This is a genomic window from Streptomyces sp. NPDC037389 (genome assembly GCF_040636475.1).
GTDB classification, from domain to species: domain Bacteria; phylum Actinomycetota; class Actinomycetes; order Streptomycetales; family Streptomycetaceae; genus Streptomyces; species Streptomyces hesseae.
This window is the reverse complement of record NZ_JBEZUS010000014.1, coordinates 144,724-169,154: the sequence shown is the minus strand read 5'-3', so window position 1 is coordinate 169,154 and position 24,431 is coordinate 144,724. Positions and strand designations below refer to the sequence as shown.

Genomic DNA, 24,431 nt, shown 5'->3' with positions numbered 1-24,431 from the left:
CTGTTCCGACGAACAACTCCCCTGGTCCTTCCTCACCCACACCGGACTGACAATCCACCCCCAACCACCACAGAACTAACGAAAAACTCAGTAGGGCCTGTTGCGAAAGTGGATCGTCTGTCAGACCTGTCTGGGAAGGTCCGGGCATGGAGATAACAGTGCAACTGACGATCGACTGCTCCGATCCGCAGAGAATGGTGGCGTTCTGGGCCCCGGCCCTGGGCTATGTGCCCGAGCCCGCGCCGGACGGGCACGCCACGTGGCGCGCCTACTGGGAGGCGATGGGTGTGCCCGCGGAGGAGTTGCCGACCGGCGCCGGCGACATTCCGGAGTCGATCGTCGATCCGGCGGGTGCCGGACCGCGCGTGTGGTTCCAGCAGGTTCCGGAGCCGAAGACCGCCAAGAATCGGTGGCACTTCGACCTGAAGGTCGGTGGCGGCCGTGACGTCCCGCTGGACGTCCGCGCGCGGCGGGTCAGGGCCGCGGTGGACCAGCTGGTCGAGGCCGGTGCCACCGTGCTGAGGATCAAGGATGAGCCGGACATGGGGTTCTACGCCGCGGCCATGCAGGACCCCGAGGGCAACGAGTTCGACGTCGTCTGAGGGCCGTTGCGATGGTACTGGTCATAGCCACTCGTTCACGGCTGCGACCAGTACGGTCGCCTCATAGCGGACGGCGAGCTTGTCGTAGCGCGTGGCGACGGCGCGGTTTCTCTTAAGGCGGTTGATGCCGCACCCGACCGCGTGGCGTTCGCGGTAGTCGGTCGGGTCGAAGCGCGGCGGCCGGCCGCCGCGTGAGCCGAGCTTCTGGCGGTTGCGTGCCTGGTCGGCCTTGTCCGGGATGGTGCAGTTGATCCCGCGACGGCGCAGGTAGGCACGGTTCTTGCGGGAGGCGTACGCCTTGTCGGCACGCACGCGATCGGGGCGGACGCGTGGCCGGCCCGGCCCGATGCGGGGCACACGGACCTTCTCCAGTACCGGTTCGAACTGCGGCGAGTCCCCGCGTTGTCCTGCGGTCACCACGAATGACATGGGCTTTTGGCCCTGCTCGACGGCAAGGTGCAGCTTGGTGGTGAACCCGCCGCGCGAGCGTCCCAGGCCGTGATCACGAGGCTCGGTGAACACGCCGCCTGGTGGTTCCTTCTGCAGGTTGCCCTGCTTGCGGGCCCCAGCCGCATGCTGATGGGCGCGGCATACTGTGGAGTCGACGCTTAGGCCCCACGTAATCGAACCCTTCGCGTCGGCCAAGGACTGGAGCCGGGTGAGGATCCGGTGCCAGGCGCCGTCTCGCTGCCATCGGCGGAACAGGTCGTAGATCCGGCCCCATGGCCCGTACTCGATGGGCACGTCCCGCCACGGCACACCGGTCCGGACACGAAACCGTATGCCGTCGATCAGCTGCCGCCGAGGCCAGACGGGTGGCCGCCCCGTCCTGGCACCCTTCGGCAACAACGGCTCCAGCACCGCCCACTGCTCATCTGTCAGATCTCTCCGGCCCATGAACCGTGATCATTCACAGCCCGAGATCCACTTTCGATACACGGCCTAGGACCAATACCGCTGTTTTAAGGATGTTTCCGGCGTTTGCTGGTGGCTTTGGTGGGTGGCACCAGTGTGGGGACGGGGTCCGGTGGGTGGGGTGGGTTGCGGTGGTGGTCGTGTTTGAGCTTCCAGTTGGACATCTTGCGTTTGATGACACGGGGGTTGGTGCGTGGTCTGCGGGGTGGCAGGAGCCGTTCCAGCAGCTCACGGCCGGTCTGTGCCAGGGCCCGGCTGAGTCGTGAGGGGGGAAAGTGCCGCCTGGTCCGTGACATGGCGGCGTGCGGTGTTGAGAGTGCGGGTGAAGGAGATCCGGTCGGGGTCGAGGCCAGCCTGGTGGGCGGTGTGATGCATGACGTCTCTGAGCGCATGATGGACGAGGAGGAATCCGTAAACCTCCTGCTCGACGCCGGCGGGGTCACGAGAGCGCAGGACGAGATGGTGTCCGCCCTGGTGGGACTTGATCTCGTCGAGGGTGTTCTCGATCTCCCACCGCTGGTGGTAGAGGGCGGCGAGTTCGGTGGCGGGTGCCTTGCCGGGGTCGCGGATGGTGGTGATCAGCCGATAGACGTCCTTGTCGTCGTGTCCTTTGAGTGTGTACTCGATGACGCGGACCACGGCGGGATGACGGCGCCGGCCGCGGTCTTCGGTGGCGACGATCTCGGACAGGTAGGAACCGTCTTCGAGGTGCTCGACGATGGGGAGCACGATGTTCTTGCGGACTCTCCACAGCAGGTCGGCACCGGTGTCCGTGGCCGCGTTCCACAGTTCGAAGCCGGTGATGCCCCGGTCGGCCAGGACCAGCATGCCCGGCTGAAGCCGGTGGAGGAGGGCGGGGATGAGGTGTTGTTCATGAACCGAGAGCGGTCCCGTCGCGGCGGCGAACACCGCGTGTGTTCCGCACTCGACCAGGGCCGTGACTCTCACCTGCGGATACGCGCTCCGTTGCTGCCCGCGCGCCGATCCGGGCCGGCCGAAGAACGCCGCGTTGGTGTCGGTGTCCGGGACGTCGAGGACGGTGCCGTCCACCGCGACCAGCCGCCACCCGTGATACCAAGCACCCACCGTCGCTGTGGTGGCCACCGGCCGGCAGACCCGGTCGAACAACACCTTCAGCGGTTCGGGGCCCAGTCTCCGGCGGGCCCGTCCGATCGCCCCGGTCGTCGGCACCCGCCAGGGCCTCTCCCACTGCCGCACCCGCTCCAGGCCCTGTGTCAGCAGCCGGGCGACCTCCTCATACCCCTGCCCGGAGAACAGGCACATCGCCAGCACGAAATACACCACCACACGAGCCGGTAACAGACGCGACCGCTGTTCCACACGCCCACACTCGGTAACCACCTCATCCACCAGCTCCGGCGGAAACACCCGCGTCAGCACCCCCAGAGCAATCCGGTCCGACAGACGCTCACCCGACGACTTCACCTGACCAGGCCTCGGCACACCACACCCAACGACCAACAAGCACCAAAGTCACCGGTATTGGGCCTAGGACCTGTCCGGGCGATCATGAGTGGAGCCAGATGACCAGCGCGGCAACGGTGACAGCGCCGAGGAAGACATGACCGCGTTTGTCATAGCGCGTCGCGACGGCCCGGTGGGCCTTGAGTTTATTGATGGCGCGTTCAACCGTGTTGCGCTTTTTGTACCGCTCCTTATCGAACCCGGGCGGCCTGCCGCCGTGCGAACCCCCGCGCAGGCGGGCTGCCTTGTGGTCCTTCTTTTCCGGGATGACGTGGCGGATGCCACGTCGTCGCAGGTAGGCACGGATAGTGCGGTTGCTGTACGCCTTGTCCGCGCTGAGGCTGTCCGGGCGTCGGCGCGGGCGGCCGAGCCTGGCGCGGGGCACGCGGATCTTGTCTATGACCGGTTCGAACTGAGTGCAGTCCGCCCACTGTCCGGGGGTGACGGTGAGGGACAGCGGGCAGCAGCGGCCATCGGCACTCAGGTAGACCTTGGTGGTGAACCCGCCGCGGGAGCGGCCCAAGCCCTCGCCCGCCGCACCACCGCCACCCAGCGGCCGGGCAGCCTCAACCCGGGCCTCTCGCTCTGGCGTTCTGCCGTGTCGGCCCCCTTTGGGTAACTTGGCGCCGGCGGAGGGGTTCTGCGGGCCCCGGCGGAGTGCTGGTGGGCGTCGAGGTGCTACGCAGCCGGTCGGCGTCCCGGTGATTCCGCTCAGGAACGGTGTCACCGACCTGGGTGTGCGCGGATCGCCGGGCCGGCGTACCCCTGAGCCCAGGGCCTCTCCCCCAACGTAACGCTTGCCTCGGAGTCGTCGGACACGCGTCCCACGAAGCCCTTCAGGGAGAGGGCCAGCCCGTACGGTATGCGGAATGCAGATCGTGCCCGTCGCATACGACCACCCCCACGCCACCGAGCTCAACGACCAGGCGCAGGCCGAGTACGTACGGCAGTACGGCGACGGAGACCGTACCCCGCTGGATCCGGCACAGTTCGAGCCGCCGCACGGCCTGTTCCTCATCGCTTATGAGGACGACGGCACGCCGGTGGCGGCTGGCGGACGCAGGGGCGCAATGCGGAGGGTTTTGCGGACGGAGACGCGGAGCTGAAGCGGTTGTACGTTCTGCCCCGAGCGCGCGGCCGGGGCCTGGCCCGGAGGATTCTGGCCGTGCTGGAGGAGAGCGCGCTGGAGGCGGGGCGTACGCGCATGGTGCTGGAAGCCGGGGCGATGCAGCCCGAGGCGATCGCCCTGTACGTCTCCTGCGGCTATGAGCCCGCGGCGGCGAAGTTCGGCCTCTACCGCTTCGACGACAGCAGCCGCTGCTTCAGCAAGCCCCTGATCTGAGCCGTTGAATGTGCGCACTGACCCGGTAGCCGGACAACTGCGCGTCCGACAGGAAGCGGGCACCGGCAACGCGGCCGAGGCAGCCGTTCTCCTGGCACAGGCAGGTGAACGGCTCGGCCATGTCCCACTCGGTCGCCGGATAGAAGAGCGTCACCGAGTCTCCGGCAACCAGCTCTCGCACGGCCCGCAGCACGAGCAGGCCGGTGTCGAGGACCGCCGTGGGCGCACAGGAGTGATTCACGTAGCGCACGCCCTCGATGCCTGTCGATTCGAGGTGACGGTCCACATCCACCTGCACCGACGTCCTGCTCGGCCCGCTCACGGGCACCCCGCCGGCCAGATACGCCAGCACCTGACCGGGAACGCACTGCCGGACAGTCGTCACACCGGCCCCATACCGTGGATCGGCGGTCATCCGCAGACCACACCGTTCACCGTGCAAGGCCATGACCACAGGCTACGACGACCGTCCCCCTCGCGCTCGCGGACATCCGCCCTTCGCACCCGGCGCCCTACCTGCGACCTTGGTGACGGCAAGCCTGCCTCTGTGACAACCATCGCGCTCCGGCCCGGGACCACTGCTCCGGGGCCCACGCTGTACACGCGGCTCCTGCAGCTCGAACCCGACGCACTCGGAGCCACTCCGCCCCGTCACCACCCGTCATGCGCCCACGCGACCCCGGCTACCGGGGCCACTTGTAACCAACATGCCGGGGCCGCTGAACAACGTCACAGCAACCACCCCGGCATGACACACAACCATGGCAAGACCCCCCCCACCCAGAACCCAAACCCGCACAAACGGGCACGCTTGAGGAGAGAGCCGATGGGGCCAGCGCCCACGCCCCCCCTGGACGGGCACCACACCAGAGCGCCACGCCGCATCCGGGCCCGCCCCGGCCGGACGGGCTCTCCAGCCGGTCCGGCAGCCAAGGCCGATTGTCAGTGGTGGGTGAGACGGTAGGAACATCGAGCCGGAGAAAGAGGGGGACCTGTCATGTCCGGGAACCAGAACTACATTAATCACGTCGCTCTTGTGCTGGATGCCAGTTCGTCCATGTCGCACCTGAGCCGCAAGGTCGTCGAAGTCGCCGACCAACAGATCGCGTATCTCGCCCGCCGGTCGGGGGAACTGGACCAGGAGACCCGTGTCACGGTGTACGTCTTCGCCGACAGGGTGAAGTGCGTCATCTACGACAAGGACGTGCTGCGGATGCCGTCGCTGAAGCAGCTGTACCGGGCCGGCGGGATGACGGCACTGCTGTCGGCCGCGCTGAAGTCACAGCGGGAGCTGGCGCAGACAGCTCAGCTGTACGGCGACCACAGCTTCCTGACGTTCGTCCTCACCGACGGGCAGGAGAACGCAAGTCACCGCTGCCCGGATGCCCCTGCCAAGGACCCGCGTGAACTGGTCGAGGCCGTGGCCGAGATGTTCCAGACGCAGCAGGACAACTGGACACTGGCCGTCCTCGTGCCCGACCAGATGGGCAAGCGCGAGGCCATGAACTGCGGTTTCCCCAAGGACAACATCGCCATCTGGGACGCCACGAGCACCCAGGGCCTGGAGGAAGCCGGGCAGGTCATCCAGCAGGCCACCGAGAAATTCATGGTGGGCCGCACCCAGGGCATCCGGGGATCGCGAGCCGTCTTCTCCACCGGCGCGGAAGCGGTCAACAAGGACACCATCAAGGCCGCCGGCCTCACCCCGGCGGATCCGTCGGAATACCAGCTGATTGCGGTGGCGCGTGACGCGGCGATCCGGGACTGGGTCACCGAATCCGGGCACACCTACCGCACCGGCGGCGCGTTCTACCAGCTGAGCAAGCCGGAGAAGATCCAGGCACGGAAGCAGATCGCGGTACTGGAGAAGAAGACGGACAGGGTGTACACAGGCCCCCAGGCCCGAAGCCTCCTCGGCCTCCCGGACACGGAAGTCCGCATCAAGCCGGACCACAACGACGACTACACCATCTTCGTACAGAGCACCAGCGTCAACCGCAAGCTCGTCGTCAACACGCGGCTACTGCTCATGCTCTGATACCCAGGAGGCTCCGCCGGGACCCGGAGACCTCGCCACCCCGGCACCCCATCTCCGGCATCCGTCCATCGAACGGGCCCGGACGATCCTGCGGCGGGCCAGCCACACGAATCCGCCTCGCCAACGGGCAGGGGCGCAAACCGATACCGCTGCCGATCACTCCCGGCCACTGGCACAACAGCCCCCAGCTCGTGCCCGTGCCCGTGCCGGAAAGAGTCCGCGTCCGTCGCACCCGCCCCGGCCGTCCGGGCACCAGGCCCCACAAGGTCCGGGGCGGCAAGGCCTGTCCCTCCCGCGCCAACCGCGCCTGCCTGCGCAGACACGACATCAGGGCGGCCATCCCCGAGGGAAGAAGGACCAGACCCGCCGCCCGTCACGAAGTCGCCGTCCTCGCCGCAGCCGTCAACGCATGGCTCCGACCGGCGTTTTCGCCAGGGGTGCGGGAGAGGCCGTCAGCGGTGGCCCAGCACGTTGACCACCCATCCGCTGGGGTCACGGACGAAAAACCGCCGCACGCCCCACTCCTCGTCCTGCAAGGGGTGAATGATCTCCGCGCCGCTCTCCCGCATGACCGCATAAGCCGCGTCCACGTCGTCCACCTCGACGCTCATATCGGGGCTGACAGGCGCGGTCCTGTCGCCAGCCATGACGCTGATCTGAGCCGCCGGAGCGGACGGGGAGGCGAGCGTCATGATCCAGCCGTGGTTCATGACCTCCTCGAAACCCAGCAGGCCATAGAACTCCCGGCTCTCCTGAACAGCCTCCGACTGGATGTTGGGCACAACACGGCGAACAGCCATCGACGACTCCAAATGAGAACAAACACGTCTCCACGTCCCTCCCCAGGAGTACTACAGCAAGCCCACCCCCGCACACACTTTCGCAACACGCCCTGATGCGACGCGCATGCGCATACTCATACTCCAGTCTTTGTTCATCGTGGTGACGCTGATCGACTCAGGTGAAGGACAAAAAACAGACTGACCAGCCTGTCCCGCCCGGGTCGATGTGTGATTCGGTCAAGCAACGGCGTCTCCGCCGCCGCCCGGTCCGGCAGGTCCTCACCGGAGCCAGAGCCGGATCGCGGCGAGGGTGACCGCGCCCTGGAAGACGTACGCTCTCTTGTCGTCTCTGGTTGCTGCGGCCCGGAAGCCTTTGAGGGCGTTGACGGTGCGTTCGACTTCGTTCCTGCGGGCGTAGCGGGCCCGGTCGAAGCCGGTGGGTCTGCCGCCGCGGCTTCCACGGCGTTGACGGTGGGCTCGCTGGTCCCGGCGCTCGGGAACCGTACGCCTTGTCGCCGCAGACGTGGTCCGGGCGTGTCCTGGGATGTCCCCCGGCTAGGCGCGGGACTCGGATGCGGTCCAGGACCGGAATCGTTTGCGGGGCGCCATCCCACTGCCCAGGGGTGACCAGGACGGCCAGCGGACGACGGCTTCCGTCGCTCGCCAGGTGAATCTTGGTGGTGAACCCGACGCGCGGGCAGTCCATCGCCTCATCGGCCGGTGGTGGACAGGGCGCCCGCGCCGTCCGGTACCCGCACCGGGCGGTGGCGGGCCCCGGTGGCATGCTGATGGGCGCGGCAGGATGTGGAATCAGCGCTGGCCACGGACCAGTCGATCCGGCCCTCCATATCGGCAACGACCTGAACGCCCCGCAGGATCCTCTCCCGCGTGCCGTCGGCCGGCCACCTGCGATATGACGGCGCAAGCCTGTTTGATCTTCACACCCCCAGCAACCCGCTCGGGCGTCGTCATGTCACGGCAGAGTCCGGCGAGCCGCTCCTGCTTATCCTCACCCGCATGACGATCGACTGGATAGAGGAAGCCCAGCGCTTGGCACGGGGGCGACGCTTTGACGAGCTCACCTGTCCTTCCTCGGGGCAGGACTCCTCCCCGGCGCCGCTGTCCGAAGCGGAGATCTGCGAGGCGGAGGCGGAAATGGGCATTACCTTTCCGGACGAGTACCGGGAGTACTTGCTCCGGCAGAGCGCCGGTGGCGCGGTGAACCGCCTGCGCCGCACCGCGGCAGGCTGGGGCTGGCACGGAGACTCAACCACCAACTACGACCTGCTCACCATCGCCTTCCCGCATCCCGGCTCCTACCGTGCTTACGAGGACGAGCTCGACGCACGCGAGCCGCTGGAAGAGAACTTCCCGGATCACGACGCCTACCAGGAAGCGTGGAAGCAGTGGGACGCGGAGTACGAGGTGTTCCAGGAGCGCAAGACGTCCGGTGCCGCGTTCATCCAGGACAACGGCTGCGGCTTCTCGACCCTGCTCGTTGTCACTGGTCCGCACCGAGGCACGATGTGGTTCGATGGCCGCGCGACCTGTGACCAGATCCTGCCCCTGAACCTCGGCGGTCAGCCCGTGTCGTTCAGGGACTGGCTCGGTCGCAGTTCCATGGATCTGCTCGGCTGGTGAACGCCGCCGAGCAGACACACGGCGGTTCAGGTCAGGGAACGGTCACATCAATCGCGGGTCAGGTCGTTACGCGTTTCTCAGCCGACCGTTTCGAGCAGCAGCTTCGCGGCCACCGCCGCACCGTCGGTACGGATCGTGCCGGCCACGGTGGCCGCCCGTGCGCGGGTCTCCGGGGTCAGGGCCGTCTTCAGTGCGGCTGACAGGGACTCGAAGGTCGGGGTCGGACCGTCGTGCGCCGCGCCGATGCCCAGCCCGGCCACCCGGGCGGCCCAGTACGGCTGGTCGGCCATCTGCGGGACCACCACCTGGGGCACACCGGCCCGGGCGGCCGTCGTCGTGGTGCCCGCGCCGCCGTGGTGCACGACGGCGGCCACCCGGCCGAACAGCGCCTGCTGGTTGACCTCACCGGCCACGAAACAGTCGTCCCCCGCGTCGGTCGGCGCCAGGCCGGCCCAGCCACGGGAGAGCAGTACGCGGCGACCCTGCGCGCGGACCGCCGCGACGGCCGCCCGGGCGACGTCCTGCGCGTCGCGCACCGGCATGCTGCCGAAGCCCACGAACACCGGTGCCGTGCCGGCGTCCAGGAACGCCTCCAGATCGGCGGGGAGTGGGCGTTCGTCCGGCCGGATCCACGCGCCGGTCTGCAGCACGTCGAGGTCCGCCGGCCGCACCCACGGGGCCAGCGCCGGGTCCGCCGCCAGCCACGGGCGGTCGGTGAAGACGTGGTCGCGGACGTCGTCCACCGGGGGCAGGCCGATCGATGCCCGGTGGGTGTTGATCCCTTCGCCGAACAGCTCGTTCAGGACCTCCGCGTTCAGGTCCCACAGCACCCGGTTGTCGGTCACGTCCGCCGGGAGCGGCCGGCCCGGCCACGCGAGCGGCGGGTGATGCGGCGACGGCAGGTAGTTCGGGAAGTAGGCCACGAACGCATAGGGGATGCCCAGCTTCTCGGCCACCGACCGCGCAGCGGCCGCAGCCGGGAGCAAGCCGGTCGCCACCACCGCGTCACACCCCTCGGCCACCGTGACGACCTGCTCGTACGTCTCGGCTACCATCCGGGCCGCGCGCTGAGGCAGAGTCTCCGTCGGCTGTGGCTCCGCCCCGGTCACCGCCTTGGTTGCCATCTCGCGCAGCGGTCGGCCGAGAGGCACCAGCGGGAAGCCGAAACCGTTCAGCAGCTCTGCGAAGTCCGGCGGCGCGCACACCCGCACCTCCACGCCGCGTTCCCGCAACCGCATCGCGAGCCCCACCATCGGCTCGACGTCCCCACGCGACCCGTACGCCAGCAACAACACACGCATTCCGCAACCCCCATGACCTCGTATTTCGGCTTCGGTAGGCGATTCTGCGTCACGACCGGGGCCTTGCCGCAAGCCCCCCTGTGCGCTATATGTTGATCATGGAAAGGGGCAGGTGCTCCTTCTTCCGCCTCACGCGGTTCAGCTGCGGTTCAACAGCACAGAGCCGTATCCACGACACCGTCCACACACCTCTTCGTCGCCTGGTCCGGCTGGACCGTCACCGCGACGCCGGCGGCGCGACCGCCGGCGGTGGCACCGTTCCGGGTCTCGCGCCCGGTGATACCACTGCCGTGGCCGCAAGTGGTCACCGCAGCAGGTGCTCAGAGTGCCCGGTCAGGGCCGTGTGCCGGGCCTCGGCCACGGCGAGGAGCCTTCCGCCCGTGCCGAGCGCGGCCGCACGGCCGGAGGGAAAATCCCGAGGCAGCAGGCCGGTGGGCCTGGGCCGGGCAGAGGTGCGGGCCCCGGCTGACGGCGTCACCAGTCGATGTGTGCGGTGATCCAGTCGGCCAGGCCGTCTTCGTCGCCTGCGGAGGGCAGATCGGGGCCGCAGGAGAGGGGTGTGCAGGACAGTTGCAGATGGGTGAGGTAACCGTAGGGGCCGTTGTCGGCTGCCGGTCCGAGGATCAGGGCGTGGGTGAGGGTGCGCCAGATACGGTGCGTCAGCGCGGGCCCGGTCGCCACGGTCGAAGAGGACAACACCGTTCGCTCAGGTGGCGCGCCGAGGTGTTCGGTCACCACCTGCGCGGCCTGCGCGAGTACGGCCTCGCAGTCCTGGTCCGTGCATGGTCTGCGGCCGCTCCAGCCGGGCTGCTCCTGCCAGCGGTCCATGAGGCCGTACAGCCATGACCCATTGGCCATGTTCTCGTCTTGCGGGTCGACGGGGTAGAGCTCTCCGAAGACCAGGAAGGTCCGTGCGTCCGGGTTCCCGAACGGGCTGACATCGTCGGAGCACAGCACATGATGGTCCGCGGTGCGGAAGGATTCACAGACCAGGCCGTCCTCCCAGGACCATCCCCGTCGCTGTACTTCGGCATCGACCGCGTCGAAGCTTTCGGTGACGTAAGGCGCGGCCGGCAGACCCACAAGTTCGGTGACGGCCCCGGCCGTCAACGGCCGGTGGGCAAGAGCATGTACGGGAAACAGCATGCGGAACACCCTAATGGCGGCACTACCACTGCCCGGTCCCGAGCTCCGCTGCCCAAACATCTCGCGCGGTGTCCTACCCAGCCGCTCGCCCGGCAGTTGTCGGCGCGCGCGCCGTGACGGGTATGAGGCTCTGTCGAGCACGGTGGGCGAAAAATGCAGTGCCCATCGGCCGCGAGCCGCCGAGGACGAACCTCGCGGCGGCGCTGGGGGCGGTATACCGGGGCGTGGGTACGCCCAGGGAAACGAGCAGGTCCGCTCTCCTTGCCCACTGGGGTGCGCGTTGGGCGAAGCGACCGGGGGTTCGTCGGCCGGTCTTGTGCCGGATCTGCCGTCGCCGCAGGTAAGGGCAGTTGCGGCGGGAACTGTGCGTTTTGTCGCCACAGACGCGGTCCGAGCGAGTACGCGGCGCCCGCCGGCCGGTCGCGGGACACGGATACGGTCCAGGACCGGGATCATCTGCGGGGCATCGCCCTGCTGCCGGGAGGTGACCAGGGCAGCCAGTGGGCGACGGCCGCCGTCCCGGATGATCACTCCGGCCAGCACACCGCCTGGCGCAACGGTCATCGGGACAGGCTGCTGACCACCCAGGTCGGCGACCTGGAGATGAAGACGGCGGCACGCGCACCTACCGAATGTCGCCCTTCTCCGCCGTCGCCTTCACCCGGGCGGTCACCGCCTGAGCCAGGCGGGCCGCCCCGACGAGTTGGTCCATCGTCTGCTCCAGGAGCCGGCCGTTCGACTGTTCCACGGCCTGGCCGCACGTCCGGCCCGTCTTCTCCACCCCCGCCGTGAACTCCTTCCAGAGCCCCTCGGCCCGCGCGTCCGGCACCCGGAAGAACGCGCCGGCGTCCCGCGCGATCCTCGCGAAGTCCTCGCAGAAGGGGCGGACACGGGCTCCGGACACCTCCCCCCGCCCCTTGGTGAGAAGGTCGAAGAAACCGGTCGTGCCGGGCATGAAGCGCTTCCTCAGCAGCTCTTCCCCGCCGTAGATGTACCAGGAGAGCACCTGGATCTCCCGGGTCCGGGCGGATACGGACGGCCCCGCGGAGCCGCCCACCGCCTCCCCGCGACCGGGGAAGACCGCCGACGGGCGGCTGCGCGCCCTGTCGTCGCGGCCCTGGCTCCCCTCTGCCCTGAAAATCCCCGCCGCCACGGTGGCCCCCACAGCCACAGCGCACAGCAGGCCCACCGCGACGGCGCGGCGGGCGGGCGGCACGGACCGTCGTACGGCGGCGTCGCGGGAGGCGGGCCGGCGTCGCACGGTCGCGGCCACCGATACGGCCACGGCCACGACGACGGCGACGACCGCGCCCAACAGGAGGGCGGGGCCGAGCAGGAGCTGGAAGAGCGGCCTGGGCACGCCGGGGTGCCAGCCGCAGGTGTGGACGAGCGTGTTCAGCGGCTGGACGCACCCGTCGAACGAGGCGAGCGTGAACGTCCCCGCGCAGCCCGTCAGAACCGCGGCCTCGGCGGCGACGAGAGCGACGAGCAGCCGGTATCGCCTCGCCGGCGCGCTCGCGGCGACGGCGGCCACCGCCGCCGCCGTCCCGAGGGCCACCAGCAGCCATCCGCAGTAGGTCACGACGAAGGCCGGGGGGTCCGCGGTGGCCCGCCGGTCGTGCAGGAAGGCCATTACGCCCACGAGGGCGGCACAGGCCGACGCGCCGCCGAGCAACACGGCCAGGAACACGCGCCGCAGCGGCGGCACACCCTCCCCGCGCGCCGCCACGGCACCGCCGCCGATGGCATCCCGCATCCAGGTCGGCGGGGTGCCGGACGGGCCCATCGCCCAGGCGAGCAGCGGCACGACCCACAGCGCCGCGACCGCGGGGAGGGCGAGGGGCCGGCCGGCCACCGCCGACAGCTCCACCAGGACCTTGGCGGGCAGGGACCGGTACGTGTCCGCGATGGACGCCAGCCCCGACGACTGTATGAAGCCTCCCGTGTCGAAGGGCGCCCCGCCCGCGTACAGTTTGCCGCTCGCCTGCCACCACTCGAACCACGCCGACAGCACCAGGCACATGGACGCCAGCCCCAGCAGCATCGCCGGGCGGATCGTCCGGCCGGGCCACACCCGGACCCACAGGTACGCGCACTGGGTGGCCCACCATGCGAACACCCCTCCCGCGAGCACCACCAGCACGAGGACCCAGGGCCGTGCGGGCAACCAGGTGAAGGACGTCACGTCGTTCACGACCAGCTCGCCCACGGCCATCCCCGCCCCCAGCCACAGCCCCGCGCGCACACCGGAGGGCACACGGCGCGAGGTGAGCACGGCGTGGGCCACCCCACGCCACAGCGCGACCCCGAGCACTCCGACGATCAGCGCGGCCGAGGCCAGCACCCGCACATGGTTCACCCATTGGGCGTTCACGGCGGACGCCTCCTCACTCGCCTGAGAGTTGATCAAGGTGGCGGCGGCTCCGGTCAGGAAGAGCGGCAGCGCCTGCACACCGAAGAGCACGACGGGATCGTCGAGGGACTTCCGGCGCAGGTCCCACCGCGGATGGGTGTGCCACAGCTCGGCGACGGTCCCGGCCGCCCGCCGCCACGCGCCCGGCGGCGGGCCCGCTGTCGCGACCGCCCAGCCACGGGGATCCGCGCCCCAGCGCACCGCCGCGCGGTCGGCGTAGATCTCTCGGCTGCGCAGCACGTCCGCGCGGGCGAGATACACCAGCACGACCAGGAGTCCCAGCAGCCCGAAGCCCCGTACGGCGGACGGGACCTGGACGGCCTGGAACTTCGGCGCGATGGCGAGGGCGCTTTTGATGTGGACGGCCAGCGCGGGCAGGAGCACCACGGCGACGAACGCCCACCACACGGCGAGGGTGACATAGGTGAGCGTCACGTCCCGGTTGCGGATGTGGGCGAATTCGTGGAGGAGCACCGCCCGGAAGCCCTCCGGGTCGGTGTGCCTGCGGGCGAGCAGGCCCCCGTGGAGACACACCGTGGGGCGGCGATCGCTACCCAGCACCACCGCGCCGGTCGAGGCCGCCGCCGGATCGACAACGACGCGCGGCACCCGGGTCAGCCCGGCCACCGCCGCCAGCTCCTCCACGAGCCGCAGGATCCCGCCGTCGGGGTCGACGGCCGCCAGCGGGACGACCCTGCCGCGCCGCGTCCTCCAGGCGGGGACGGCCTGGAACAGTGCCCAGGCCACGACCACGAGCAGGACCGGCCAGGAGAGGGTCACCCACCAGGCCAGCGGCGGCTCGTAGCGGTCCAGGCAGGCCTGATAGGCCGGGCCCTGGAGGTCTATGGCGACCACGTCGCGCGCGACATCGCCGCCGAACGGATTGCCCCCGGCGGCGAACAGGCAGCCGAAGTGATCGAACCCGGTCCGGAGGGCGGCTCGGCGGGTGATGCCGCCCATCACATTCCAGCAGCTCACCAGTAACAGGACCATCAGCAGCACGAAGCGCACCGTTGTGCCCGCGCCCATCACCCGCTCGTCGACCCGTATCCGGGAAGGCGTCGTGGTCATGCCGCTCTAGCCCCGCTCCGGCGTACGGGGCTCCGGAGCCCCGTCATCCGGCTCCGGCTCCGGCTCCGGCTCCGGCAGCACCAGCCTGGCCACCACCGCGTCGGCGATCGTCTCCGCCCGGCGCTCCCCCAGGCCCCGTGACAGAGCCGTCTCCACCACGCGCCGGCGGATCTCGGCGAGCTGCTCCGGGGTCAGGGCGGCGGGGAGAGCGACCGGCGCGGACGGTCGGCGGAGGACCTTGCGCAGCACGGCCCTCGACCTGGTGGCCGCGGCGTCCACGGCGGCGTCCGCCATCCGGCGCCCCGCCTCGTCCAGCACCAGCCACACCACGGGCGCGGCCATCGCCACGACCTCGCCCAGCCCGAACCCCAGGGGCTCGCGCCGCCCGCCCGTGCGGCCCAGCCGCCGGACGACCGCCACGTCGTCGAACCGGACCAGCGCCGCCACCAGGGGCAGTTCCTCGGGCGCGACCTCAGCCACGACATCGTGGACCACGTCGCGCACCTTCGCTCCGTCGTACGAAGTCGCTCCAGAGCCCATCGTGCCCTCCTGTGGCGTGAGTTCCACAAGGGCACGGTACTGCGGAGCCTCTCCCTCCACCGTCGATTACGAGAGTTCGTTCGAGTTCGGCGGGAGCCGGGCGTGTCCTCAAACGCGGGGAGCCTGGATGCGCCGCAAGGAGCTGGAGCGGTCCTCTCCCCCTTCGTGGGACTCGAAGACCATCCGGGGGCCAGCCAGGGCGCCGTCGTAGGTGGTGGGGGTTCCTGGTCACGCGGACCGGGGCCCGGTGCCGTCGGCCGGGACGACGAAGATCTGCGGGAGCTCTGGCCAGGCCGTGTCCGACAGGTCGCATGACCACCGCTGTCGATGCCGCGGGCCGACGGCGTACGGATCGCAGTCCGTCCCGGACCTCGTTTATCCCGGCGTGACGACCGGCCGGGTTAGGGTCGTCACCCTCCAAGACGAACGCCCTGGAGCGCGTCCGCCCCGGGGGCGGGCGACGGCATACGAGCGGATGGCGGAGTAAAAGGTGAAGATGGCGGCTCAGCGGACTGTGGACCGGTCCGTGGCCCTGGCCCGGCGGCTCCCTGCGACGACCGCGTACGCGGCGCTGCTCCTGGCGACAGCGGCCTGGCTGGCAAGCCAGCCGCTGCGGGAGCAGGCCCGCTTCATCCGGCACAACAGCAGCAACGTCCACCACCTCGAGGTCGGCAAGTGGTGGACCCTCCTCACCAGCGGGCTCGTCGTGGACGGTGTGCCCGTGCCACTCGGCATCGCGGCGGTGGCCGCGGCGCTCGGCATAGCCGAGTGGCGCTGGGGCACGCTGCGCGGCATGGGTACGTTCCTCTTCGGCCATATCGTGGCGACCCTGTTGACGGAGGGCGTGATGTGGCTGATGCGGCTCGCCCATGTACCCGGAGCCCTCACCCGGGCTCGCGACGTGGGGATCAGCTACGGACTGGTCGCCACCGTCGCCTGCCTGCTGGCCCTCTCAGGCCACCGCACCCGCCTCTACGGCCTCTCCGCACTCACCACCCTGCTCACCCTCGCCTGGGTGATCGACCACGAACTGGCCGACGCCGGCCACCTGGTGGCCCTCGGACTGGGGATCGTGGCCTCGCGCAGCCGTTGGCTACGGGACCGGAGAACAGTGGGCCAGGGCCGGACCGTCCCGACGGGCACGACACCATAGGAGCCCGTCCTCGCCCGCGACCGGGACGTCTCCACCGCGGAGCTCGCGGCGTCCGGCCGTAGGGGGCACGACGTCAAGCTCACCGGGCTCATCACCGGCGTCGTCCGCAAGATGACCAAGCAGGGCAACCAGTGGGCCGTCATCACCCTCGAAGACCGCGACGCGAACCTCGAGGTGCTGTTCTTCCCCGCCGTCTACCAGCTCGTCGCCCCCACCCTCACGGAGGACAGTGTCGTCGCCGTCCGGGGCGGGGCCGACGAGCGCGCCGCCCGTAACCGGCTGGGGGGCGAGTGGATGGACGGTGGGCTGCTGTCCGACGTCGCCGCGAAACCTCAGAACCGCCCGGATCGCTTGGGGAAGTAGTCTTCCAGTGTGCCTTCGCGGTGGATGTCGAGGGTGGCGCAGTGCAGTCCGCCGCCGAAGGGAGCCACGTCCCAGAACGGTACCGGGATGACCTGGAAGCCCAGCCGGTCGAGTTGTTCCATTTGTGCGGTCTCGCTTGCTTCCACGCAGACTGTACTGGGGTCGAGCATCAGCACGTTCATGGACAGCCAGGGGCTGCACGCGGACAGTGGCGGTGGGGTCTGCCGTCCAGGGGCGGCGGCCTGGACGACCTGCCAGTCGTTGATCTCGAGGTGGTGTATCAGTTCTTCCTCGGCGGGGCGTTCCCCGCAGTGCAGGACGAGGCCGGGGCGGAGTGGTACCCAGGTGGCGTCGATGTGCATGGGGTGTGCGTTCCCGAACGTCACCCCGTGCACACGGTGTTCCGGCAGGTGCTGCCGGAGCCAGCGGATGCCGGCCGCGTTGGTGGCAAGGGACTGCTGGACGAACAGGTCCTTGCCACAGCGGGCGATGTCGGCGGCGTCGAAGAGCGGCTCGGCCTCGGTCAGCACCAGCTCCCCGGCCCTGACCCGGGCGATCTGCTCCTCGAACGGCAGGGCGTCGTACGCCTCCCAGAAGCCCGGCCGGTACGACGCCTCGGTCAGCCGGGGCTTGGGGGCCGCCTCCCACCTCATGTCCGGGTCGGCGCGGAAGTATGACTCGATCAGTGGCCGGTGGGCCAGGAACTCGAACCAGCGGCTGCGGAACGACATGGTCGCCTCGAGCAGCTCGTTCCCGATCACCACCAGGACGTCACGCACCGGCATGGCACCGAACATGCTCTGCTGCGACCACTCAGGAGTACCGACAGGCCGGCCGAAGTCCAGCCGACGGGGCCGGTCGACCCGGATGCCGCGCCCTTCGAGGAGGCGCGCGAAGCTGTCCAGCTGCTCGTTGGCCGCCGCCGTCATCTCCTCGGGCAATGGCCCATGCGTCCCGCGCGGAAAACCGTGCTCGGGCCAGTCCCGGACGACCGCCGGCTCAGGCGCCTGCACCACGGTGCCGTCCGCCCGGCCGACAACGACATGCCTCAGCGGATCCCACTCGTTCCAGGAACCAACCCTCACCGGCCCTCCCCCAGGGTTTGCCGTGTACGGCCCACTCCCCGAAAGCGGGAACCGGAAGCGGGAACCGGAAGCGGCGAAGGCCAGTCTGACGTCTGCCCGGCCGCAACAGGAGAGGGCAAGCCCAGGGCGCACGAAGTGACAAAGGAGTGCCCAGCGGGCGACCCGGATCCGCGCATGCGCCGGCTGGCGCTCGACGACCCCTCGTCGGGCGCGGAGCTCGTGGAGCGGTTCAGCCGTGACGGGAACGAGGAGGTGCGGCTGCGGGCGGCGGAAGATCCGCGCCTGACCGCGGCGGCGGTGTGGCTCCTCGACGACCCGTGCGAGCCCGTATGCCGGGGGGGCGCTGTACCCCCGCCTGCCCGCGTGTGTCCTGTGCCGGCTCCTGCGCGACGGCGAGGCCGCCGGGACCTCGGCGGCGAATCCGTTGCCGCCACCCGGGACGGCGTCGCCGAAGGGCGGGTGCTGTCGCACGTGGAAGGGCGGTTGCCCGTCGCGACACCGCAGGCGCGCGCCTGCGGCCCGTACGAGAACGGCTGGCAGTACGTCCTGATGTCCCGGCTGCCCGGCTGCCCGGCGAGAACCTGGCCCACTGCTGGGACCGCATACCGCCGGCCGATCGCGAACGGCTCGTCGCCGGGATCGGCGAGGCGCTCGCCGTGCTCCACTCCCTCGATCCAGGCCCCTTGAAGGACGTGCTCGGTCCCGGGGGCTGGGGCGCCTTCCTGGACCGCCGGCGTGAGTGCGCCGTGAAACAGCAGCGCGCACACGGGTTGCCGGCGGCCTGGTCGCGGCAGATCCCGGAGTTCCTGGACTCGGTCCCGCTACCGCGGGCCCCACGCCGTTCCCTGCTGCACACCGAGGTCATGCGCCGGCACGTCCTCGTCGATCCGGACGGCTGGCGGCTGACCGGCCTCTTCGACTTCGAACCGGCCATGGTCGGTGACCAGGCCTACGACTTCGTCGCCGTCGGCCTGTTCGTCCCCCGGGGCGAACCGTCGCTGCTGGCCCGGCTCGCCACGGCGTACGACCGCACGTTCGCGCCGGACGAACTGCTCGCATACGCCTTGCTGCACGTGTACAGCAACCTCCCCTGGTATCTGCGGGAACTGTGCGTGCCCGCCGAAGGGACGCTGCCAGCCTTGGCCGAGGCCTGGTTCGGCACGGGCTTGAGGGCACCCACGATGCCGCCAGGCCGGATGCCGCACGCGTGGTGACCGTGACCAGGGTTAGGATCATTGACCGATCCACAGGGGGAAACATGCGCAAGATCATCACGGGTGCGGCTCTGGTCCTGGCCACGGCTGTGCTGACCGGGTGCGGCAGCGACGACAGCCCGGCGCCCGCCGACAAGCCCGCTACGTCCGCACAGCCGAAGGCCAAGGCAGGGGGCGGAAGCGGCGAGGTCAAGCACGAGGTCACCCTCGAAGTCCTCGGCACCGGCACCACGTCGGTCTACTACAACCTCGACACCAACAAGATGGAACAGGTCCAGCTGCCCTGGAAGAAGACCTCGACCATCACCTTGACGACGGACGCCGAGAAGCGGGCCGGCCTCGGGGTGTCCGTCGTCCCCGGCTCCGTCACCGGGTCCGACGGCATGCTGCACGCAGCGCCCTGTGTCATCACCGTCGATGGCAAGAAGGTGGCGGACAACCAGGACGGCAAGTCCGACAAAATGTGCGAGTACAAGGTGAAGTAAGGGCCCCAGGGGAAACGATTCCCTGGGGCTCCACGACGTCCCCTCACCCCGGACGAGCGAGGGGGACGCTATCCCAGGCGTTCCGTCGCCATGCTCCTGCCCCGGCCCGGCACCGGGCCGCCGCGCACCAGCCGACCGATACACACCTGAGGCGCGACGGTTCCTGAGTCACCAGCACCGTCTGCGAGGCCGCCGCGCTGCGCCCCCGCACAGATCCTGCTCCACTCGGCCGGCCCCACCTCCCTGTGCTCTATGGGCCGGCGGGTCGATGCGGTCGGCGTCTGGCCGTGCCGCGCCGGCTGGATCCGCTCGAGAGTCATGGTGGTGATGGGCTTGATTCGGTCGGAGGGAACGTTGGTCCCCTCCTTCCACGTGTACTTGATGCGGGCGACCACCGCCCCCTGCCGGACGTTCATGCCGCGGCCCTGCCGCCCCTGGCTCGGGGGTCTCGAAGTCGGCGAGGCGGAGATGCGGGACCGGTACCGGCCGGTTGATCTCCTCGCCGGCACGGACGAGATCCTGATCAGCCAGGACAGCACACTGGAGGAGACCGTCCACGCAGTCATGCCCGAGGCTCGGTGGCCGGATGATGCAGGAACAGGTGGCCGTTGAGCGCGATCAGGGCGTAGGCGTCGACGAGAGTCCGGCAATGGGAACGTTGGGTCACGCTGACTCTTCCACGCGAACCGAGGGCGCGCCGATGCATTCCTCCAGCTCCACAAGCAGTGACGGGTTGACGATGCGCACGATCGTCTCGATGTCCCGCCGGTCGGCAGCCGGCCACAGGGCGGCGCGCGCGGCGCGGTACTTCGTGGCAAGGCGTTCCCGCTTGTCCGTCGGCAGTTGTGCGGCACGGTCCGGATGGGAGTTGTGCGCGTTGTCGGCGATCTTCACGAGAGTGGCCTGCGGGTCGGCGGTGATCCGGCGGATCTTCTCCTCATAGGGCATGCCCGCCTGGTTTGTCACTGCCTGGACGATCTCCACGACCCGGGCAGGGACACCGGCCTCCAGCAGCTGCTCGGCGGTCCAGTCGGTGTCCTCCAGGATGTCGTGGAGCAGACCTGCCATGACGAGCTCGTCGCCGAGCGGGGCGAGGCCGGCGGCCACCGCGCGGACATGCTCGGTGTAGGGCACGCCGATCTTGTCGACCTGCCCGGCGTGCGCGCGGCCGGCAAGGTCAGCGACCTCGCCGACGGACTTCATACGTCGTTCCTCCTTCATCGGGTCAGCCCCCAAATCGAGCACAGGCCGCGACCGCGTGCTGTGGACGGCCTGACGCGTTGGTGAACACCCCGCCGTACGCCAGGCTGGAATGGGCGAGATGTCGACCAGGAACATGGCACGGCCGTGTCGGAGTCCCGCTCCAGTCGTGACAGCGGGTCGGCCAGCACCTGTTTCTGAGAGGGATGCGTAACCGGTACTGCGTTGAGGTCGGTGCTCGTGAGCCAGCCAAAGAGCACGACGGCGTCGGCATGCCACAGGCGTACGGTCACGGTGAGCTGCTCAACTGTCATGAGCATATGGTGCCTGGCCCAGGGTTCGCCTTCCCACTCAGCGAAGGGTCTGTCGAGAGCACAGCCAGTTCTTCCAGGCGGCCGGACCGCTCGGCGGTTTGGATCGCTCCGTGCAACAGCGTTTGCCGCCAGTCCTGGTGTCAACGTCAAGCCGAGGCTGCACAGATCACCACGAGTACTGAAGGCAGCCGACTTGGTCAGGCCGGGGCATCGGGTCGCGACAGGGCGGTCACAGAACTCCGGGATCACTTGGCCTTGCCTGGGGGTGAAGGGCGACAGCATCTCCCATCGAACACAGGAGCGGCACCGGGTGCTCGCCGGTCGGATCAGGTCGAAGAGGGGGTCCGCATGACTACGCCTTGCGTCATTCTCGATATCGGCGGCGTTCTGGAGATCACGCCGGAGACGGGATGGGTGGCGGCCCACCCGAGCAGCTCGATAGCCCTGAGGGACAGACCCGACAGTGCCCGCATCCGGGGAAGGGGCTCGGAACGCCATCGCCGGTCGAAACCAGGTCACCGGACAGGGCGGCTGGGGTCGATCGTGTTCCACGTGAGGGAAAGATCGTCGAACCTGTGATGGTTGATCTCGAGCCGCTCGCCATCGAAGTTAAGCAGGAGCGGAAGAGTGGAGGGGAGCCGGAAAAGAATCTTGCATTATAAACGGTATGGGTTGTGAACGATTTGCGAGGTGGCGTTAGACGATAGGAGGGTCACCGCTCCAGCTTCTTTGTGGCATCTGCCAGTACGGCGGCCGGACGGGGCGGAGGAGACTTTCTGCCACGGCCTCGAGCCGGCAGACCTGTGAATCCGGAAGGCCGGCGTGGCCATATACAGGACGAAGCGCAGAGGGGGTAACACGTGAGCGCGCAGCAGTACGACGAGATCGGCGAGGCATTCGAGGGGTTCAAGTCCCTTCCCCTGACACGCTACGGGGAAGTACCGAGCTTCCTGAGCATGGTCGGGGACGTGAGCGGCAAGTCGGTTCTCGACCTGGCGTGCGGCACCGGTTTCTACAGCAGGGAGTTCAAACGGCGCGGCGCCACGGATGTCCTCGGTGTCGACATCTCCGTCGCGATGATCACCGCAGCGCGGGAGACCGAGCGGCGTGACCCGCTCGGTGTGCGCTACGAGATCGGTGACGTGGCCGAACTGCGGCCTGTCGAACGACGCTTCGACATCGCGGCGGGAGTGCAGTGCCTCAACTACGCCGAGGACATCGCGGCGATGGAACGGATGTGCCGCAACATCCGCCGGAGCCTGGTGCCGGATGGAAAGTTCTTCGTGCTCGCCCAGAGGCCCGATTACGGGTTCGACTGTCCGTCCCTGGACAAGTACGGATTCCGCTGCGAGCCGACCGGCGAGGAAACCGAGACGGGCCCGCGAGAGCGGATCACGGCTCTTCTCGACCCGCAGCCGATCAGCATCGTCGCCACGGCCCCACGTCGTGAGGTCTACGAGGACTGTCTGCGGACGACCGGGTTCAGTGAGGTGGAATGGGTCCCACTGAAGGTGTCCCAAGCAGGCATCGAAGAGTTCGGTGAGGACTTCTGGGCCGACCTCCTCGCGAACCCGCCACTGGAGATGTTGCGCTGCCGCGCCTGACCAGCTGGACCGGGCGGCCGTCACTCGCGCAGGCGCAAATTCCTGTCGCCTCGAGGATGCGTTGCCGAAGCCCGGCGGATTCCGGACAGGGGTCGACCCCGAGTTCATCGGTGAGGAGACGGCGGGTGTCGGCGTAGACGGCGGGAGGGGCTCGTCGGCCCACAAGGCCAGGGCTTGGTTGATCAAGTCGCGGGCGCGGGTGCGGACCGTACTCGCCGGCAACGCGGGCCTTGTCGGCCTCGCCGGCCAGACATTCGGCGACGTCGAGGTAGTCGAGGTACAGGCCGCCGGGCCGCACGCGTATTGCGTAGCCGCCGGACTCGCCTGGCTGGTGACACAAAGGCACGGTGAGTCGGTCGGGGCCCCAGAGGGCGGTGTAGAGGCGGTAGTCGGGCAAGTGTCCGCGCGCGGTGCTGGGCTGGGTGCTGGTGCGGTAAGCGGCCAGGTGGCGTCCACGATCCGGTCGTCCAGGCCGGGCTCGCGCCGTCGGCCGCGCAGGACCAGGGCGAGGCGGCGGGCCTCGGTGAGCAGGTGACGACAGTGGAACCGGTCGCCGACGTACACGGAGACCAGCGGCTGACTGCGGCGTCGCCGGATACGTTCGCCGATGGCAGGCCGCTGTGGGACTGCGTATGCGGGACCGGGGATCGGCTGGTGGCAGTGCCCGTACTGTTTGATGTCGCGTATGCAGGACGTCCCGCGGTCAGCGGGGGCGGGAGAAACGGCGGGTGGCGAGGGTGAGTGCTGCCAGGCCGATCGTGGCGGTGATCGCGAGTTCCGCGGCGATGGACGGTTGCCAGCCGGTCGGCCAGGTGGTCACTGGGGTGGCTGTCGGTCCTGGTACTTGTGCCGTGACAGCCTGGCGCAGGAGGTCGACGATGTAGGTCAAAGGATTGGCCAGGCAGAGTGCCGTAAGCCAGACCGGCAGGCCGACCAAGGGGAACATGGCTCCGGAGAGGAAGACCATCGGTGTCAGGGCGAAGCTCAGCACGGCCTGGAAGGTCTGGATACGGGTGATGTGGACGGCGGCGAGGGTGCCGAGAGCTGTCAGGGTCAGTGCGGTGATGACCAGCTCTCCGATCAGGGTCGCGATCAGGGCCGGCCGGTAGGGCACGTGAGCGGTCCAGGCGAGGCTGAGGACGACAGCCCCCTGACAACTGGCGACGGTTGCTCCGCCCACGCACTTGCCCAGGAGCAGGCTGCCGCGCCGGACGGGGGCGACGAGCATTTCGCGCAGGAAGCCGGTCTCGCAGTCCCAGATGATGGACGCTCCGGCGGCGATGGCGGGCGTCTGCACGGTCATCACCAGCACGCCGGGGAAGAGGTAGGCGCGGTAGTCGCCGGTGCCGGTGGGGGTGGAGACCAGGGAGTTGAGCCCGGTGCCGAGTACCAGCAATGTGAGGGCCGGTTGCAGCAGGTTCATGGCCATCAGACTCCGGTTGCGCAGGAAGCGGATCATTTCGCGCTGCCAGACGACCTTTATGGCGCGCAGCTCTCCGGTGAGTCTGCGGCTGACCGGGGGTGGCACCGAGAGGGGCATTCGGAGTCCCTTGGTTCACGAAGGGTTCAGGGTCAGTCAGAGCGGTGTGATCATGTCTCGTCGACGCGTGAACGCCTGGTGGAGCTGCGCTTAGCTGCGTGCGGGGCCACGAGAGGTCCTCGGCCTCTTCCGACCTGCGGAAACTGTTGTGCGTCGGCTTCCGGGGTGGTGGTGCGGAGAGCGTGAAGCGGTCGTGA

General features: G+C 69.2%; 21 protein-coding genes and 3 pseudogenes. 9 read left to right on the top strand and 15 right to left on the bottom strand.

The annotated features are described in order from the left end of the window. The first annotated feature begins 146 nt into the window (after positions 1–146). Entirely contained in the window at positions 147–602 is a 456-nt protein-coding gene (locus tag AB0E98_RS27690; RefSeq protein ID WP_361707646.1) for a VOC family protein, read from the top strand. Between the two features lie 21 nt (positions 603–623). On the opposite strand, the gene AB0E98_RS27685 is transcribed toward AB0E98_RS27690, so the two are convergent. The 3 genes from AB0E98_RS27685 to AB0E98_RS27675 all read right to left on the bottom strand — a co-directional run bounded on the left by AB0E98_RS27685 (position 624) and on the right by AB0E98_RS27675 (position 3,729). Next, a complete protein-coding gene (locus AB0E98_RS27685; protein WP_361707644.1) occupies positions 624–1,499 on the bottom strand; it encodes an IS5 family transposase in 876 nt (291 codons plus the stop codon). 246 nt (positions 1,500–1,745) lie between these two features. Beyond that, positions 1,746–2,981, bottom strand: a complete 1,236-nt coding sequence (locus AB0E98_RS27680; protein ID WP_361707641.1) for an IS4 family transposase — start codon at positions 2,979–2,981, stop codon at positions 1,746–1,748. Between the two features lie 64 nt (positions 2,982–3,045). Next, a complete protein-coding gene (locus tag AB0E98_RS27675) occupies positions 3,046–3,729 on the bottom strand; it encodes an IS5 family transposase (protein WP_361707638.1) in 684 nt (227 codons plus the stop codon). A gap of 142 nt (positions 3,730–3,871) precedes the next feature. Between AB0E98_RS27675 and AB0E98_RS27670 the strand changes: the two are divergent. Next, positions 3,872–4,344 (top strand): annotated as a pseudogene (locus AB0E98_RS27670) (GNAT family N-acetyltransferase). Here AB0E98_RS27670 and AB0E98_RS27665 read toward each other — a convergent pair. Next, positions 4,325–4,792 carry a hypothetical protein gene (locus AB0E98_RS27665; RefSeq protein WP_361707635.1) on the bottom strand — a complete coding sequence of 156 codons (468 nt, stop codon included), beginning with the start codon at positions 4,790–4,792 and terminating at the stop codon, positions 4,325–4,327. The pseudogene AB0E98_RS27670 and the gene AB0E98_RS27665 overlap by 20 nt on opposite strands. A 549-nt stretch (positions 4,793–5,341) precedes the next feature. On the opposite strand from AB0E98_RS27665, the gene AB0E98_RS27660 reads away from it, so the two are divergent. After that, positions 5,342–6,382, top strand: coding sequence for a vWA domain-containing protein (locus tag AB0E98_RS27660; RefSeq protein ID WP_361707633.1), 1,041 nt, complete (start codon positions 5,342–5,344; stop codon positions 6,380–6,382). 452 nt (positions 6,383–6,834) lie between these two features. Here AB0E98_RS27660 and AB0E98_RS27655 read toward each other — a convergent pair whose 3' ends face one another. Further along, complete coding sequence (locus AB0E98_RS27655; protein ID WP_361707630.1) at positions 6,835–7,182, bottom strand: VOC family protein; 348 nt, start codon at positions 7,180–7,182, stop codon at positions 6,835–6,837. A gap of 261 nt (positions 7,183–7,443) precedes the next feature. Continuing rightward, a pseudogene (locus AB0E98_RS27650) lies at positions 7,444–8,078 on the bottom strand (IS5 family transposase); the annotation flags it as partial. A 103-nt stretch (positions 8,079–8,181) separates the two neighbouring features. Between AB0E98_RS27650 and AB0E98_RS27645 the strand changes: the two are divergent. Continuing rightward, positions 8,182–8,805 carry an SMI1/KNR4 family protein gene (locus AB0E98_RS27645; protein WP_361707627.1) on the top strand — a complete coding sequence of 208 codons (624 nt, stop codon included), beginning with the start codon at positions 8,182–8,184 and terminating at the stop codon, positions 8,803–8,805. A gap of 77 nt (positions 8,806–8,882) precedes the next feature. Here the strand turns inward: AB0E98_RS27645 and AB0E98_RS27640 are convergent, their stop codons facing one another. The 6 genes and pseudogenes from AB0E98_RS27640 to AB0E98_RS27615 all read right to left on the bottom strand — a co-directional run bounded on the left by AB0E98_RS27640 (position 8,883) and on the right by AB0E98_RS27615 (position 15,303). Further along, positions 8,883–10,106, bottom strand: coding sequence for a glycosyltransferase (locus AB0E98_RS27640; RefSeq protein ID WP_361707624.1), 1,224 nt, complete (start codon positions 10,104–10,106; stop codon positions 8,883–8,885). A gap of 304 nt (positions 10,107–10,410) precedes the next feature. Beyond that, complete coding sequence (locus tag AB0E98_RS27635) at positions 10,411–10,584, bottom strand: hypothetical protein (protein WP_361707623.1); 174 nt, start codon at positions 10,582–10,584, stop codon at positions 10,411–10,413. Continuing rightward, a complete protein-coding gene (locus tag AB0E98_RS27630) occupies positions 10,581–11,252 on the bottom strand; it encodes a hypothetical protein (protein WP_361707674.1) in 672 nt (223 codons plus the stop codon). Before AB0E98_RS27630 ends, AB0E98_RS27635 begins: the two co-directional genes overlap by 4 nt. A gap of 316 nt (positions 11,253–11,568) precedes the next feature. Beyond that, a pseudogene (locus AB0E98_RS27625) lies at positions 11,569–11,771 on the bottom strand (IS5/IS1182 family transposase); the annotation flags it as partial. A 106-nt stretch (positions 11,772–11,877) separates the two neighbouring features. Further along, complete coding sequence (locus AB0E98_RS27620; RefSeq protein ID WP_361707621.1) at positions 11,878–14,736, bottom strand: M48 family metalloprotease; 2,859 nt, start codon at positions 14,734–14,736, stop codon at positions 11,878–11,880. 6 nt (positions 14,737–14,742) lie between these two features. Beyond that, positions 14,743–15,303, bottom strand: a complete 561-nt coding sequence (locus AB0E98_RS27615; protein ID WP_361707618.1) for a hypothetical protein — start codon at positions 15,301–15,303, stop codon at positions 14,743–14,745. Between the two features lie 469 nt (positions 15,304–15,772). Between AB0E98_RS27615 and AB0E98_RS27610 the strand changes: the two genes are divergently transcribed. After that, entirely contained in the window at positions 15,773–16,429 is a 657-nt protein-coding gene (locus tag AB0E98_RS27610) for a rhomboid-like protein (RefSeq protein ID WP_361707615.1), read from the top strand. Between the two features lie 90 nt (positions 16,430–16,519). Then, positions 16,520–16,792 carry an OB-fold nucleic acid binding domain-containing protein gene (locus AB0E98_RS27605; RefSeq protein ID WP_361707672.1) on the top strand — a complete coding sequence of 91 codons (273 nt, stop codon included), beginning with the start codon at positions 16,520–16,522 and terminating at the stop codon, positions 16,790–16,792. Here AB0E98_RS27605 and AB0E98_RS27600 read toward each other — a convergent pair. After that, positions 16,762–17,877 carry a serine/threonine protein kinase gene (locus AB0E98_RS27600; RefSeq protein WP_361707613.1) on the bottom strand — a complete coding sequence of 372 codons (1,116 nt, stop codon included), beginning with the start codon at positions 17,875–17,877 and terminating at the stop codon, positions 16,762–16,764. The genes AB0E98_RS27605 and AB0E98_RS27600 overlap by 31 nt on opposite strands. Positions 17,878–18,206: 329 nt before the next feature. Between AB0E98_RS27600 and AB0E98_RS27595 the strand changes: the two genes are divergently transcribed. Continuing rightward, positions 18,207–19,091: an aminoglycoside phosphotransferase family protein gene (locus tag AB0E98_RS27595; RefSeq protein WP_361707610.1), complete on the top strand. Its 885-nt coding sequence runs from the start codon at positions 18,207–18,209 to the stop codon at positions 19,089–19,091. A gap of 44 nt (positions 19,092–19,135) precedes the next feature. Beyond that, positions 19,136–19,576, top strand: coding sequence for a hypothetical protein (locus AB0E98_RS27590; protein WP_361707608.1), 441 nt, complete (start codon positions 19,136–19,138; stop codon positions 19,574–19,576). A 663-nt stretch (positions 19,577–20,239) separates the two neighbouring features. On the opposite strand, the gene AB0E98_RS27585 is transcribed toward AB0E98_RS27590, so the two are convergent. After that, the gene (locus AB0E98_RS27585) at positions 20,240–20,779 is read right to left on the bottom strand and encodes an HD domain-containing protein (protein WP_361707605.1); all 540 of its coding nucleotides are present in this window, start codon (positions 20,777–20,779) and stop codon (positions 20,240–20,242) included. Between the two features lie 1,171 nt (positions 20,780–21,950). On the opposite strand from AB0E98_RS27585, the gene AB0E98_RS27580 reads away from it, so the two are divergent. Continuing rightward, positions 21,951–22,694 carry a class I SAM-dependent methyltransferase gene (locus AB0E98_RS27580; RefSeq protein ID WP_361707602.1) on the top strand — a complete coding sequence of 248 codons (744 nt, stop codon included), beginning with the start codon at positions 21,951–21,953 and terminating at the stop codon, positions 22,692–22,694. A 703-nt stretch (positions 22,695–23,397) separates the two neighbouring features. On the opposite strand, the gene AB0E98_RS27575 is transcribed toward AB0E98_RS27580, so the two are convergent. Next, positions 23,398–24,234, bottom strand: a complete 837-nt coding sequence (locus AB0E98_RS27575; RefSeq protein WP_361707600.1) for an ABC transporter permease — start codon at positions 24,232–24,234, stop codon at positions 23,398–23,400. Positions 24,235–24,431 lie beyond the last annotated feature (197 nt).

Coding starts and splice junctions, on each gene's coding strand:
- AB0E98_RS27685 (WP_361707644.1), bottom strand. CDS start 1,499: ATGGGCCGGAGAGATCTGACAGATGAGCAGTGGGCGGTGCTGGAGCCG.
- AB0E98_RS27590 (WP_361707608.1), top strand. CDS start 19,136: ATGCGCAAGATCATCACGGGTGCGGCTCTGGTCCTGGCCACGGCTGTG.
- AB0E98_RS27630 (WP_361707674.1), bottom strand. CDS start 11,252: ATGCTGTTTCCCGTACATGCTCTTGCCCACCGGCCGTTGACGGCCGGG.
- AB0E98_RS27665 (WP_361707635.1), bottom strand. CDS start 4,792: ATGGCCTTGCACGGTGAACGGTGTGGTCTGCGGATGACCGCCGATCCA.
- AB0E98_RS27690 (WP_361707646.1), top strand. CDS start 147: ATGGAGATAACAGTGCAACTGACGATCGACTGCTCCGATCCGCAGAGA.
- AB0E98_RS27620 (WP_361707621.1), bottom strand. CDS start 14,736: ATGACCACGACGCCTTCCCGGATACGGGTCGACGAGCGGGTGATGGGC.
- AB0E98_RS27610 (WP_361707615.1), top strand. CDS start 15,773: ATGGCGGCTCAGCGGACTGTGGACCGGTCCGTGGCCCTGGCCCGGCGG.
- AB0E98_RS27575 (WP_361707600.1), bottom strand. CDS start 24,234: ATGCCCCTCTCGGTGCCACCCCCGGTCAGCCGCAGACTCACCGGAGAG.
- AB0E98_RS27660 (WP_361707633.1), top strand. CDS start 5,342: ATGTCCGGGAACCAGAACTACATTAATCACGTCGCTCTTGTGCTGGAT.
- AB0E98_RS27640 (WP_361707624.1), bottom strand. CDS start 10,106: ATGCGTGTGTTGTTGCTGGCGTACGGGTCGCGTGGGGACGTCGAGCCG.
- AB0E98_RS27655 (WP_361707630.1), bottom strand. CDS start 7,182: ATGGCTGTTCGCCGTGTTGTGCCCAACATCCAGTCGGAGGCTGTTCAG.
- AB0E98_RS27645 (WP_361707627.1), top strand. CDS start 8,182: ATGACGATCGACTGGATAGAGGAAGCCCAGCGCTTGGCACGGGGGCGA.
- AB0E98_RS27585 (WP_361707605.1), bottom strand. CDS start 20,779: ATGAAGTCCGTCGGCGAGGTCGCTGACCTTGCCGGCCGCGCGCACGCC.
- AB0E98_RS27595 (WP_361707610.1), top strand. CDS start 18,207: ATGCCGGGGGGGCGCTGTACCCCCGCCTGCCCGCGTGTGTCCTGTGCC.